Origin of the sequence: Psychrobacter sp. UBA2769 (assembly GCF_002352555.1) — a bacterium.
Classification (GTDB): Bacteria; Pseudomonadota; Gammaproteobacteria; order Pseudomonadales; family Moraxellaceae; genus Psychrobacter; species Psychrobacter maritimus.
The window spans coordinates 59,997-72,230 of record NZ_DEIR01000019.1 but is presented as its reverse complement, the minus strand read 5'-3'; the positions used below and the strand labels follow the sequence as shown (position 1 = coordinate 72,230).

Genomic DNA, 12,234 nt, shown 5'->3' with positions numbered 1-12,234 from the left:
AATTACCTAGGCATCTTCAAATTGAACCGCCCCGACTTTATCGGAGGCTGATTTACTTGGTGGTGGTTCAAAAAGTAGGCTAAATTAAACATACCCATGATTGATGTAAAAGAAAGCTAAATCAAAGGCTTTAAAGTGATTTTCCAGTTTTTTAGAAAAGTTACAACTTCGCCTAAATGCTCGCCTTACTCGATGTCTGATAGTGCAATTATTACCTTCAATGCCGACCGTGAAAAACTTGCCAATGACTTGGGTAAAGCCCTTAAAACCAGTAACAAAGCTATCCCAGGTATCACTAGCGATTCTAGCACAACTTACGCCTAGGGCTTTCAGCTTAGCTTTAAGCTTTTTGACAGTGTTAAGGTCTCGTTTTCCCCACACATAGGCAACAATTTCACCTGTGTCACGGTGATAGGCATAAATTAGCCATTGTTTGTTGGTTTTTTTACCTACGAATGTCCAAAGCTCATCAATTTCAAGACAGTCGTATTGCCTTTGCTTGGGGGTTATTGGGTAGTGACACTTTTTTAGGGTGGCTAGTACTTTGCCTTTGCTGATTCTCTCAACGCAAGCGATGTCTTTTATGCCACTGCCTCGAACCATAAGATATCGTATTTTGCTATCTTTTTGGGAGTGACATCCTTGGTACGTTAAGGCATGGTCTCCAATAAACTGCCGTTTGCAGTCTTTGCATTTATAGTTTTGTTTACCATAGCTTTTGAAGCCATTTTTCTTTATATTGTCACTTAGACAGGCTGGGCATTTGATGTATAGTGAAATGCACATCACACTATAGGCTAATGATAGGGCAAAAGCGCGGCGACCAGTCCCATAATTCAAAAGCCTGTTATAGATAGTTCCATATTAACAGTCTATTTTGAGTAGTCTGTTAATAGGTTTAAAGGGTGAAATAGCTGGTTCCTTTGGGGTATACATAACAGTGTATTTTTTGAGGATGTTTTTTTACGGTGTGATGATAAACTTTAGCGCTAGATTATGAATGACTAAAGGGGTAAGTTTTTTGTCTGAATTAAAAACAGTTGGGCTTTTTGCCATTACGGCATTAGCAGAGATTGTAGGTTGCTATTTGCCATACTTATGGCTGAGAGAAGGTAAGTCAATATGGCTACTTGTCCCTAGTGCGCTTAGTTTGGTCGCTTTTGTATGGTTGCTGACTTTACATCCAACCGCCGTTGGCAGAGTTTATGCCGCCTACGGTGGAGTGTATGTAACAATGGCAATTCTATGGTTATGGGCTGTTGATGGTATTCGACCAACGACATGGGACATATTAGGTACAGCAGTGGCACTTCTAGGTATGGCTATTATTATGTTTGCACCGCGCAATACATAGGATACGGTTGTTTTAACCATCACGTGCTAAAAACTCCAATAGAGTGGGAACATTCTCTCTAGCACTGCGTCCAGCACCAATCAGAGTGGCAGAACCTGGGCTTGCCCAGTCACCATAACCAAATAACCATAACCGAGGCTCCTTGACCGCTTGCCCATCTTTAACTTGCACTTCTCCATCAGCTTCTAAGACATTTAAAGGTGCTAGATGGTCAAGATTTGGTTCAAACCCAGTACACCAAATAACGGCATCTATCGTTTCTTCACTACCATCAGCCCAAATGACGCCTTGTTCAGTAAATTGGTTAAACATAGGTACTGAATGTAAAACCCCTTTGTCACGTGCCGCCTTGACGGGAGGCACCATGACGATATCACCGATACCGCCCTCAGGATCACCATTATTGCTGCCAGTAATACGTGCTGTTGCTCTTTCAAACAGGACACGTCCATCGACATCATCGGCTAAAAACAATGGGGGCTCACGTGTTACCCAGCTGGCGTTAGCCACTTCAGCCAGCTCCGCATAGATTTGTGCACCTGAATTACCACCACCTACTACCAATACGCGCTTATTTCTGTAGGCGTCTGGGCCTTCATAATGCGCGGAGTGGCATTGCTCCCCAAGATACGCTTGCTGACCTTTGATAGAAGGAATTATAGGATTGCTCCAGGTTCCCGTTGCGCTCACGACGGTTTTTGCCAACCATGTAAAACTTCCATCAGTCACCCGTAAGCAATTGTTTTCATCATCACGCTGTACGCTTTGGACTTGATAAGGTCGGTAGATTGGTAACTTATAATGTTCTTCGTAGTCAGCAAGGTAATGGATGACCTCGTCTCTATGGGGATACTCTCCATCTTTTGCTTTTGGCATCAAGCGACCTGGCAAGGAGCTCATAAGAGCAGGAGAAAATAGGCGTAACGATGGCCAAGTATGCTGCCACGCGCCGCCACTTTGGTCTTGATTGTCAAGAATGATGAAGTCAAGTTTCGCACGTCTCAGATAGTAGCCAACGGCTAAACCGGCTTGACCACCGCCGATAATGATGGTGTCGAATACTTTAATTGACATAATGCTCCTTAGTGTCTGCTACCAGAAAAATCAATTGCTCATACTGAGGCTTGCTTTTTACTCTTCAGATCTTAATTGAATACATGTTTTGACGAAATTTTTATCGACATCTTGATTCAGCTTATCATGCAAATAATCTTGCATCGCTCCAAAATATCATTTCACTAACTAAAGCCAATAATAACTATTAAAAGACTATACATATGAANNTTCATATGTATAGTCTTTTAATAGGGTTAGGTTATGGAACATTCAAATAAGAAAAAGGTATTGTTTCTCTGTACCAGTAATTCAGCCAGATCACAAATGGCTGAGATATTATTAAAGTATAAAGCCGGTGATATCTATGATGTTTATAGCGCAGGCATAGAGAAAGGCGAAGTAGATGAACGAACCATCCAAGCCCTAGAAAGGTTTGACTTCGACGCCAGTGGCTTAAGATCCAAGCACGTCGACGAATTTGAAGGTCAGTTTTTTGACTACGTCATTACTCTGTGCGAAAAGGCCAGTACCGAATGCCGAAGCTACCCCAATACGGCCAAGCAACTGGCATGGGATATCCCTGACCCAAAAACACGTGCTGGCAGTCATCCCTTTACTACTACCTTAAGTGAATTAAACAGTCGCTTAACGATGTTTCTGTCTGTAGAAAAACATAACCTCACAAAGACTGCCGTCAATAAAGAAGACACGGCATCATCTGACTTTGATCCGATTACCTTTTACAAAAGCTTGACGGATGACGTTCGACTCAAAGCGTTGATGCTGATCGAATATCATGGTGAGCTGTGTGTGTGCGAATTGATGGAAGCCTTGGAAGAGGACAGTCAGCCCAAAATCTCACGCAATCTTGCTGTGTTAAAAAAGGCAAACGTCATCACTGATCGAAAAAACGGTCAGTGGGTATTTTATCGTATCAATCCTGAGTTGCCTGTATGGGCAAAGACTGTGGTTGCAAAAACCACAGAAAACAATACTCACTTAATTGAGCATGAGATTGGGCGCTTGGATGCGATGCAAAACCGCCCCGACAGAGCCAGTTTTTGTAAATAATCCATCATCCATACTTAAATAACACTGAACGTTTTACACCATTTCTTCTGATGATTTTAAACAGTACTAAGGACAATTTTATGACAATCAAAGTAGGTATCAATGGTTTTGGACGTATGGGACGTTTGACCATGCGCGCGGCATTTGATTGGGACGACATCGAGATTGTCCACATCAATGATCCGGCGGGTGACGCTAAGACGCTCGCGCATTTAATGACGTTTGATTCTGTGCATGGTCGCTGGCATCACGACGCTACCTACGAAGGCACGTCCATGATTATCAATGGCAAAGCCATTCCTTGTACGCAAAACAAAGCGACCAAAGACACCGACTGGTCACTGTGCGATGTGGTCATCGAAGCCTCAGGCAAGATAAAAACCAAGGCTTTACTACAAGCCTATCTAGATCAAGGGGTCAAACGTGTCGTTGTCACAGCCCCCGTCAAAGAAGAAGGTGTGTTAAATATCGTCATGGGTGTAAACGAGCATTTATATGATAAAGACATCTATCCCATTGTGACTGCTGCCTCTTGTACCACCAACTGCCTAGCGCCTGTGGTTAAAGTGATGCACGAGAAAATAGGCATCAAGCATGGCTCGATGACCACCATTCATGACATTACCAATACCCAAACGATACTAGATGCACCGCATAAAGACTTACGCCGGGCACGTGCTTGCGGTATGAGCCTTATCCCAACCACGACAGGCTCTGCGACTGCCATTACGCATATCTTCCCTGAATTAAAAGGTAAGCTAAACGGTCATGCCATTCGTGTGCCTTTGGCTAATGCTTCGCTGACCGACTGTGTGTTTGAAATGGCGCGTGGCACCACGGTTGAGGAAGTCAATGAACTACTTAAACAAGCATCTGAAACTGAGCTAAAAGACATATTGGGCTTTGAGACACGTCCACTGGTATCGATTGATTATAAAACCGATCCACGTTCAAGTATCGTTGATGCGCTATCGACGATGGTCGTCAACGATACCCAAGTAAAGCTCTACGTTTGGTACGACAATGAGTGGGGTTACGCCAATAGAACGGCTGAATTGGTCCAAATGGTTGGTCTAGCAGATAAGGGTTAATCATGGGACTGCTATCCGTTACGGATTTATCGTCGCAAGTGAAGCAATACTTAGTCATCACTGGCAACTATTGGGCATTTACCTTAACGGATGGCGCATTGCGAATGCTCGTTGTGCTGCATTTTTATCAGTTAGGCTATAGTCCACTAAGCATTGCGATGCTATTTTTGTTTTATGAGATTTTTGGGGTTATCACCAATCTGGTTGGTGGTTGGCTTGGCACCAGTCTTGGGCTCAACAAAACCATGAATATTGGATTGGCCATACAAATTGTCGCCCTTGCCATGCTCGCTGTACCTGCTGATATGCTCACCGTGGTTTATGTGATGATCGCCCAAGCCTTATCAGGTATCGCCAAAGACTTGAATAAAATGAGTGCCAAAAGCGCAATCAAACTGCTGGTGCCCAAAAATGCTGAGAGTAAGCTGTATCAATGGGTAGCGATCCTCACAGGATCTAAAAACGCACTAAAAGGTGTTGGCTTTTTTATCGGTGGTTTGCTACTGACCTTGATTGGATTCAAAGGCGCTATGATACTGATGGCATCACTTTTGGCCATCGTCTGGGTGTTTAGTTTAATAGTCTTAAAAGAAGACATCGGCAAAGCCACCAACAAACCCAAATTTAAAGACATTTTTTCTAAAAGTCCTGCTATCAATATCCTCTCTGCGGCTCGGCTGTTTTTGTTTGGGGCAAGAGACGTATGGTTTGTGGTGGCCCTCCCGGTGTTTTTGGCAGCGACTTTTGACTGGAGTCACTGGTGGGTCGGCAGTTTTATGGCCAGCTGGGTCATCGGTTATGGCATCGTCCAGTCGGTTGCACCTTACTTTACAGGTAAGAAAAAAGGCGTGTTACCAACGGGTCGCGCAGCCTTTTTGTGGGCAAGCTATCTGACGTTTATTCCTGCTGCCATCGCGCTGGCCTTATACTTTGATTTTTATATTCAAGCATCGGTTATTCTTGGCTTGCTGATATTTGGCGTGGTTTTCGCCGTCAATTCCTCGTTACACAGCTATCTGATCGTCAGCTATGCTGATAGTGATGGCGTGTCATTGGATGTGGGGTTTTACTATATGGCAAACGCGATGGGCAGATTGATTGGTACGGTGCTGTCAGGTTGGGTCTACCAAGAATTTGGTTTAGAGGCGTGTCTTTGGATATCGAGTGCGTTTGTGGCAATCGCCGCGTTACTATCACTAAAACTGCCTAATACGTACAAAGCGGCGGTATACTAATTATATTTTTATCAATGAATCTGTTGTCTATTTAAAATCAAAACACACTTATGATGATATAGAGCTGGGATAAAACTCTTGCCACTTGCTGCGCTGGTATATGCAGCAGTGGTAAAGTTTTTATCCTAGCCCTACTGTATTCGTTTTCTAATGAATTGGCTACACTAAGAAGTTAGCGAACCAAAATTACTGGTGATAGCGTCTTAGCAATGATTTTTGTCGTAGTACTGCCAACAAATAACTGTTGGAATTTAGAATGTCCGTAAGCGCCAATGACAATAATATCGACCGCATTTTGCTTTTGAAAAGCCAATAATCCATCAACAGCATCGGAGGCAGACACATGATGTGCGTCTACTGTAAAGCCTGCTGCTGTTAGCTGCTCAGTTGCTAGTGATAGGCTTTTTTTGGAGGTCGCATCCTCATTACCTGGCATATTCATAAACTGTCTCAGTTATGCAGTGTTTATTATATGTGGCAACACACTTTGAGCATTGCCACACAGGGAAGCTTCTAAAAATTGACTTCTAAAGAACTAGAATTTATAGGTTTGACCATCATTAGGAACAAGCGCACGCTGTTTGTCTAAGTGTTTTTCTTCGATAAAACGGCGCAGCTCTGCCTTCGACAGTGCGCCATGATTGACCGTATCCATGTGCACATTAATTATCTGAGCATTAGGTGAGAATTGATACGCACGGTATACATCGTCTTTACCCATAATAATAGAGTCATCGACAAAGGTAGACAGCTTTGCATAGCCTGTATTAAGGATGACCGCATCAGGCTTGTAGCGAGTCAGCGCATTCTCTACGTCTTTATTCCAAATGGTATCCCCTACTACATAGACGGTCTTGTAGTTTGGCTTTTGGAACACAATACCCATCGTTTTACCAAGTGCCTGAGCAAGCGCTGGAACTTTGTACATCTCATCAGTGCCATGCTGTCCGATGGTTTTATTGATTCTAGTGCCTTTAAACACCACACCTTGCTCTGTCAACACTCTGACATCGGTAAAGCCATCTTTACGCACGATTGCCGCATCGGCTTCATTTTGGGTAAAAATTGGCATATTACGAGGGACCAGGTTGCGTGCAGCATCGTCCCAATGATCCGCATGTAGATGGGTTAAAATAATGGCGTCAGCCTTTAGCACCTCTGCAACAGATACCGGCAAATCTACCATTGGATAGCGTATTTGGCTATTTAACGTATCTGCAAACCCTGGATAAGCGTTTTTAGCCGCGAGCATAGGATCCACTAAAAACGTGGTACCGTCATAATCAAGCTTAATCGTGGCATTACGGATTTGCTGAAATTGAACGGTATTGGTCGCCGTCTGTTTTACCGCGTTAGAATTGGACGCTGGACTGGCAAAGGTGGTACATGCGGTTAACAACATGACACCACTTAATAGTGTGGTGCCGGTCAGAGATTTCGATATTTTCATAATTTGATGCCTTATTGATGAGTCTATATTATGAGTTAATAATGGTTTGCTTAAAAACTTATAACTAACGCGCAATCCAAGTTTGGGTGTCAATCACTTCGCCATATAGAAACTCAATCGCTGCCATAATGGTGGCATGAGCATGAGCTGCGGGTACGGTCGTGCCATTAAATTCAAGATCAAGCGTGGCACAGGCATCATGGATGGTGGTCGTTGTATAGCCAAAGTCAACCGCAGCACGAACGGTTGCATCAATACACATGTGGCTCATGGCGCCAATCACGGTAACGTCTTTGATGTCTTCTTTATCAAGCAGATCTTTAAGAGAGGTCTCACGAAACGAATTGGGGTAATGCTTCACAACAACGGCTTCACCTTCTATAGGCTTTACTTTCTCATTGATTTCTACACCATCAGTACCAGGCGTAAAGATTGGTGCGTCAGCAGAAGGCATTTCATGACGAACATGAATGACGGTATGGCCTTTTTCTCTAGCAGACTCAATCACCAAAGCTGCATTATCAGCGGCTTCATTAATACCAACGAGTGATAATTTACCTTGCGGAAAATACTCATTTTGAATATCGACAACGATCAGTGCTTTTGTGCTCATGATGATTCCTTTTTTTATCAAAGTGACTGTATAGGCGTCTATTTTACAAGCTCTGTGCTACACTAACGAGTGGCTACATCGACACATAAGAGGTTAATAACGACATATGAATCAAAAACATGCTATTGAAATAGGCTTGATTGTCTATGAGAAAGCACAAATGGCGGCCATCCTTGGGCTGACTGACTTACTGATGGTGGCCAGTAAAATCGCTGCCAAACATCAAGATACAACGGATCTGCCTTTACAGGTCAGTCACTGGGAAATTAAGGGTTCTAATCTGCGTCCTACCTGCAATTTTTCGAGCAATCCTGATGGCTCAGGAAGGTTAGCAGCTATCATCATTCCACCCACGTTAGAGACGCCAATTGCAAAGCAAGCAGCGGCACCATGGCTGGAATGGCTAAGAGATCAGCATTCCACAGGTGTGATACTGTCATCCGTCTGCGCCGGTGCTTTTTTACTGGGCGAGACGGGACTCCTATCCAAACGCAAAGCAACGACGCATTGGGGTTATGTAGAAGAGTTTGAACAGCGCTTCCCTGATGTCGATCTGGATGTCGATCGCATTATTATCGAAGACGGTGATATTGTGACCGCTGGTGGCGCGATGGCTTGGACGGACTTGGGGCTTAGGATGGTTGACCGCTTTCTTGGCTCACAGGTCATGAATGAGGCCGCTCGTGCATTGTTAATTGACCCCTCAAGGCGTGAACAATGCTATTACAGTGCGTTTTCTCCCAACCTCACTCATGGTGATGCCGCCATACTAAAGGTGCAGCATTGGCTACAAAAAACAGAAGCACGGGTTATTGATTTATCCACCCTAGCCAGTTGTGCGCAGTTAGAGGAGCGCACTTTTCTGCGCCGTTTCCATAAGGCGACGGGCATGACATCAACAGAATACTGTCAGCGATTACGCATTGGTAGTGCAAAAGACTTTCTACAGTTCTCTTTAATGCCTGTTGAGCAAATAGCGTGGAAGGTGGGTTATAGTGATGTTAGTGCATTTCGTAAAATATTTAAGCGCATTGTTGGTTTGACCCCTAGCGAATATCGGCGCAGATTTACTCTGGATGAAGAGTGATAGGTTTAGGCGATTTCTGGATTAAAGGTAGGTGCATTGACTGCTTGTAGGCAGGAGATAGGTTTAATAAAACGGTCCCAATGTAGTTGCGACCGCCTTATCCTTTAATGATAATTAATCGGAAGATCTTGTTTTAAAACGCAGTAAACGCAATGCATTCAGCGTCACCAGTACTGTAGCACCAGTATCCGCTAGCACAGCAATCCAAAGCCCTGTCACGCCGAGCACAGTGGTTATCAGAAATATGCCCTTTAACCCAAGTGCAAATATGACATTTTGATGGATATTTCTCATGGTGGCGCGGGATAAGGCAATAAGGTTAGCAACGTCTATCACGCGGCTTTTTAATAGGGCAATATCAGCCGTTTCGATAGCCACATCCGTGCCACTGCCCATCGCAATGCCAATGTCTGCCGCTGCCAAAGCGGGTGCATCATTGATACCATCACCAATCATCGCTATTTTACTATTGCTTTGCATCTCACTGAGTAGACGTAGCTTGTCTTCAGGTAACAGCTCAGCTTTCCACTCTATATCTAACTGACTGGCAAGCGCTTTTGCCGTACGACTGTTGTCACCTGTGAGCATGACGGAGCGCACGTTCATCTTGTTAAGCTGGGCAATGGCCTGCTTTGCATCCTCTCGTAACTCATCACGTAGAGCGACCAATCCGAGCGCCTCCCTCGTTTGCTCATCAAACAAAATAGAAACCGTTTTACCATCATTTTGTAGCATCTCAATTTGAATCTGCTGCTCAGCTGGCAACATCACTTTCTCAGCGACGTAGACTGGTGAGCCGATGGCCAAAGAGCGTCCAGCAACCGTTGCATGAACCGCTTTACCTGCGGTCGCAAAGGCGTTGGAGGATCCAGGTATGACTACCTTAGCGGCTTTGGCATGATCCACAATAGCGATAGCAAGCGGATGACTGGAGGTAGCATCGACACTTGCAAACAGTGACAGTAGTTTATCGCGACCCTCAGCATCGCCATGTACTGTTTTAAAATCAATGATATCGGTTACTCGAGGTTTGCCCTCGGTCAAAGTACCCGTTTTATCAAAAGCGACAGTGTTGACCTGACCCACCAACTCCATGACATTACCTCCTTTGATAAGCAGTCCATGGCGCGTGCCGACAGCCAAACCTGAGGCAATAGCGGCAGGTGTTGACAGCACAAGAGCACAAGGACAGGCGATCAGTAATAGCGCTAAACCACGGTATAGCCATACTCCCCATTCTGCTCCCATCAGTAGAGGTGGGATAATAATCACTAAAGCCGCAATCGCCATAACGATAGGCGTATAGTAGCGGCTAAAGGCTTCAATAAAGCGTGCAGTCGGTGCTTTGGACGCTTGTGCCCGCTCCACAAGCTCAATAATACGAGCAATTGTATTATCTGCCGCTGTTTTTTCTACGCGTATTTGTAGTACCCCATCAACGTTGATAGATCCAGCAAAGACCTCATCGCCTATGGTTTTGGCAACAGGAACAGACTCTCCCGTCACAGGTGACTCATCAAGGCTAGACGTACCTTGAACAATCACGCCATCAGCAGAGACTCTATCACCAGGACGCACAAGCACCTTATCATTCACTTGTAGTGAAGTCGCTGCCACCTGACGTTGTTGTCCTTGCGCGTCCAGTAAAATAGCTGTCTTTGGCACAAGCGACGATAATGCTCTGATTCCTGCGCGCGCACGATTAGCTGCGACACTCTCTAATAGCTCCCCAACCGAGAATAAAAAGACCACGGCAGCCGCTTCTTCAGCTTCACCTATGATAAGCGCGCCAATAGCCGCAACAGACATGAGCATTTCAATTGAAAAAGGCGATCCTGCTAACGCCAGTGCAGAAGCTTTGCGAGCAAATGGTAGGACACCGATAGCCACAGCGGCAATAAAAGCCCATGCGCCATATTCAGGGAAAATTAAAGACAATACATATGCGGCACCCATCAAAAGCCCCGTACCAATGACCTGTTTGCCTTTTATGGTTTGCCACCAGCGCTGATTGTCCACCGCTGATTGATTACCATCATTGCCCCTCTCATTTTGTTGACCCGTTAACGCTGACACACCAAACCCTAGGCTTTTAATGGTTTTCTCGATATCTTTAACGCCAGTATTCGTATCAGGCGCCAAGGTTAGCTCTAGCTTTTGAGTCGCAAAGTTTAACTGAACCTCAGAGACACCAGGTATTCGCATTAACGCCCGCTCGATTTTACCAACACAACTGGCACAGTCCATACCTTCAATATGATATTGCATAATCACTTCTCCTCTTGTTAAAGGCAGTATGAACCCTATAGTAACTTTAGGGTCAAGACTTTTAACGATAAAGAGGTTTGATTTTTTATCAGCAAACCTTATAGTTACTTTATTGTTTAGATAATAGAAAATACTATTTAAGGAGATACACATGCTAATCAAAATTGGTGAGCTTGCCACGCGCACCGGTGCGACGGTCGAAACCATTCGCTATTATGAGAAAGAGAGGTTATTACCAAAACCTGCGCGTAGCCAAGGCAACTATCGTTTGTATAATGAAGCGCATTTTGAGCGTCTACAATTTATCCTGCACTGCCGTACGCTCGATATGACTTTGGATGAAGTACGAACCCTGCTTCAATATAGAGATAAACCTGATGAAAACTGCGGTGAGGTCAATGTGCTATTGGATGAGCATATCGATGCGGTAGAGACACGTATGGAAGAGCTGATACAATTAAAGCAACATCTACTAGCGTTGCGGCAAAAATGCGCAAGTGAAGCGCTAGCTGAATCCTGCGGAATATTGCATGCGCTTGCCGATAACTCGTGTCATAGATAAAGTATTCATTTTGATAACACTGTCCACTTTTTATCATTAAAAGTAGACCTATAACCAAAGGCGCGGGGCAAACGCATCACTAAGATGCAGTTGCCCATGTCAGATTTTTTTCAACTGGTCAATATTTTCAGATGTGATTCAGCCCATCGTCCTTTCTGTCAAACAGATAGGCTGCGCGTTTATAAGGCTGATTCATTGCGCTTGTGCAGGGAAACCGCCTTTTGCTAAAGCAGCTGTCATCTGCTCAATACTGGCGATGGTTTCGATACTGACCACTTTGGCTGCTAAATCAATCTTAACCTTGGCCTTTGAGTCGATATTCTGAATAGCTGCTGTCACACCACGGGCACAACCGCCACAGTTCATATTTGCAATCAATAGTTTCATACCCTTTCTCCAAATAAGTTTTATTTCATCACCGCATAGGTGACTTAGAAAATCAATGTC

The 12,234-nt window shown here is 44.4% G+C and carries 13 protein-coding genes and 1 CRISPR repeat array (1 of these 14 cut by a window edge); of the genes, 6 read left to right on the top strand and 7 right to left on the bottom strand.

The window, feature by feature from the left end; genetic code table 11:
- Positions 1–84: 84 nt before the first annotated feature.
- The gene (locus tag B3Q63_RS08980; RefSeq protein ID WP_296175937.1) at positions 85–786 is read right to left on the bottom strand and encodes an IS1-like element ISPssp2 family transposase; all 702 of its coding nucleotides are present in this window, start codon (positions 784–786) and stop codon (positions 85–87) included.
- A gap of 235 nt (positions 787–1,021) precedes the next feature.
- On the opposite strand from B3Q63_RS08980, the gene B3Q63_RS08975 reads away from it, so the two are divergent.
- Positions 1,022–1,354 (top strand): YnfA family protein, encoded by a 333-nt coding sequence (locus B3Q63_RS08975; RefSeq protein ID WP_201564455.1) that lies wholly within the window; start codon positions 1,022–1,024, stop codon positions 1,352–1,354.
- Between the two features lie 12 nt (positions 1,355–1,366).
- On the opposite strand, the gene B3Q63_RS08970 is transcribed toward B3Q63_RS08975, so the two are convergent.
- Positions 1,367–2,428, bottom strand: coding sequence for an ArsO family NAD(P)H-dependent flavin-containing monooxygenase (locus B3Q63_RS08970; RefSeq protein ID WP_296175864.1), 1,062 nt, complete (start codon positions 2,426–2,428; stop codon positions 1,367–1,369).
- 243 nt (positions 2,429–2,671) lie between these two features.
- On the opposite strand from B3Q63_RS08970, the gene B3Q63_RS08965 reads away from it, so the two are divergent.
- The 3 genes from B3Q63_RS08965 to arsJ all read left to right on the top strand — a co-directional run bounded on the left by B3Q63_RS08965 (position 2,672) and on the right by arsJ (position 5,807).
- Positions 2,672–3,481: a metalloregulator ArsR/SmtB family transcription factor gene (locus B3Q63_RS08965; protein ID WP_289047812.1), complete on the top strand. Its 810-nt coding sequence runs from the start codon at positions 2,672–2,674 to the stop codon at positions 3,479–3,481.
- Between the two features lie 80 nt (positions 3,482–3,561).
- Complete coding sequence (locus tag B3Q63_RS08960) at positions 3,562–4,572, top strand: ArsJ-associated glyceraldehyde-3-phosphate dehydrogenase (RefSeq protein WP_289047811.1); 1,011 nt, start codon at positions 3,562–3,564, stop codon at positions 4,570–4,572.
- 2 nt (positions 4,573–4,574) lie between these two features.
- The gene (gene arsJ, locus B3Q63_RS08955) at positions 4,575–5,807 is read left to right on the top strand and encodes an organoarsenical effux MFS transporter ArsJ (RefSeq protein WP_144297049.1); all 1,233 of its coding nucleotides are present in this window, start codon (positions 4,575–4,577) and stop codon (positions 5,805–5,807) included.
- Between the two features lie 172 nt (positions 5,808–5,979).
- Here the strand turns inward: arsJ and B3Q63_RS08950 are convergent, their stop codons facing one another.
- The 3 genes from B3Q63_RS08950 to B3Q63_RS08940 form a co-directional block, all read right to left on the bottom strand.
- The gene (locus B3Q63_RS08950) at positions 5,980–6,249 is read right to left on the bottom strand and encodes a universal stress protein (protein WP_144297048.1); all 270 of its coding nucleotides are present in this window, start codon (positions 6,247–6,249) and stop codon (positions 5,980–5,982) included.
- Positions 6,250–6,342: 93 nt separating this feature from the next.
- Positions 6,343–7,257 carry an MBL fold metallo-hydrolase gene (locus B3Q63_RS08945; RefSeq protein ID WP_192993341.1) on the bottom strand — a complete coding sequence of 305 codons (915 nt, stop codon included), beginning with the start codon at positions 7,255–7,257 and terminating at the stop codon, positions 6,343–6,345.
- A gap of 64 nt (positions 7,258–7,321) precedes the next feature.
- Positions 7,322–7,870 (bottom strand): cysteine hydrolase family protein, encoded by a 549-nt coding sequence (locus B3Q63_RS08940; protein ID WP_144297046.1) that lies wholly within the window; start codon positions 7,868–7,870, stop codon positions 7,322–7,324.
- 106 nt (positions 7,871–7,976) lie between these two features.
- Here B3Q63_RS08940 and B3Q63_RS08935 point away from each other — a divergent pair, with 106 nt between their 5' ends.
- Positions 7,977–8,957 carry a GlxA family transcriptional regulator gene (locus tag B3Q63_RS08935; protein WP_159768146.1) on the top strand — a complete coding sequence of 327 codons (981 nt, stop codon included), beginning with the start codon at positions 7,977–7,979 and terminating at the stop codon, positions 8,955–8,957.
- A 114-nt stretch (positions 8,958–9,071) separates the two neighbouring features.
- Here B3Q63_RS08935 and B3Q63_RS08930 read toward each other — a convergent pair whose 3' ends face one another.
- The gene (locus B3Q63_RS08930; protein ID WP_068406856.1) at positions 9,072–11,225 is read right to left on the bottom strand and encodes a heavy metal translocating P-type ATPase; all 2,154 of its coding nucleotides are present in this window, start codon (positions 11,223–11,225) and stop codon (positions 9,072–9,074) included.
- 151 nt (positions 11,226–11,376) lie between these two features.
- On the opposite strand from B3Q63_RS08930, the gene cadR reads away from it, so the two are divergent.
- Entirely contained in the window at positions 11,377–11,787 is a 411-nt protein-coding gene (gene cadR, locus B3Q63_RS08925) for a Cd(II)/Pb(II)-responsive transcriptional regulator (protein WP_068406859.1), read from the top strand.
- A 192-nt stretch (positions 11,788–11,979) separates the two neighbouring features.
- Here the strand turns inward: cadR and B3Q63_RS08920 are convergent, their stop codons facing one another.
- Positions 11,980–12,174, bottom strand: coding sequence for a heavy-metal-associated domain-containing protein (locus tag B3Q63_RS08920; RefSeq protein WP_025646094.1), 195 nt, complete (start codon positions 12,172–12,174; stop codon positions 11,980–11,982).
- Between the two features lie 23 nt (positions 12,175–12,197).
- Positions 12,198–12,234: direct repeats of the CRISPR family, unit length 28 nt (it continues 291 nt past the right edge of the window).

What these genes read in the sequence shown, in the direction of transcription:
- B3Q63_RS08980 (WP_296175937.1), bottom strand. Translation starts at nt 786, where the DNA reads ATGTGCATTTCACTATACATCAAATGCCCAGCCTGTCTAAGTGACAAT.
- B3Q63_RS08970 (WP_296175864.1), bottom strand. Translation starts at nt 2,428, where the DNA reads ATGTCAATTAAAGTATTCGACACCATCATTATCGGCGGTGGTCAAGCC.
- B3Q63_RS08965 (WP_289047812.1), top strand. Translation starts at nt 2,672, where the DNA reads ATGGAACATTCAAATAAGAAAAAGGTATTGTTTCTCTGTACCAGTAAT.
- B3Q63_RS08960 (WP_289047811.1), top strand. Translation starts at nt 3,562, where the DNA reads ATGACAATCAAAGTAGGTATCAATGGTTTTGGACGTATGGGACGTTTG.
- arsJ (WP_144297049.1), top strand. Translation starts at nt 4,575, where the DNA reads ATGGGACTGCTATCCGTTACGGATTTATCGTCGCAAGTGAAGCAATAC.
- B3Q63_RS08950 (WP_144297048.1), bottom strand. Translation starts at nt 6,249, where the DNA reads ATGAATATGCCAGGTAATGAGGATGCGACCTCCAAAAAAAGCCTATCA.
- B3Q63_RS08945 (WP_192993341.1), bottom strand. Translation starts at nt 7,257, where the DNA reads ATGAAAATATCGAAATCTCTGACCGGCACCACACTATTAAGTGGTGTC.
- B3Q63_RS08940 (WP_144297046.1), bottom strand. Translation starts at nt 7,870, where the DNA reads ATGAGCACAAAAGCACTGATCGTTGTCGATATTCAAAATGAGTATTTT.
- B3Q63_RS08935 (WP_159768146.1), top strand. Translation starts at nt 7,977, where the DNA reads ATGAATCAAAAACATGCTATTGAAATAGGCTTGATTGTCTATGAGAAA.
- B3Q63_RS08930 (WP_068406856.1), bottom strand. Translation starts at nt 11,225, where the DNA reads ATGCAATATCATATTGAAGGTATGGACTGTGCCAGTTGTGTTGGTAAA.
- cadR (WP_068406859.1), top strand. Translation starts at nt 11,377, where the DNA reads ATGCTAATCAAAATTGGTGAGCTTGCCACGCGCACCGGTGCGACGGTC.
- B3Q63_RS08920 (WP_025646094.1), bottom strand. Translation starts at nt 12,174, where the DNA reads ATGAAACTATTGATTGCAAATATGAACTGTGGCGGTTGTGCCCGTGGT.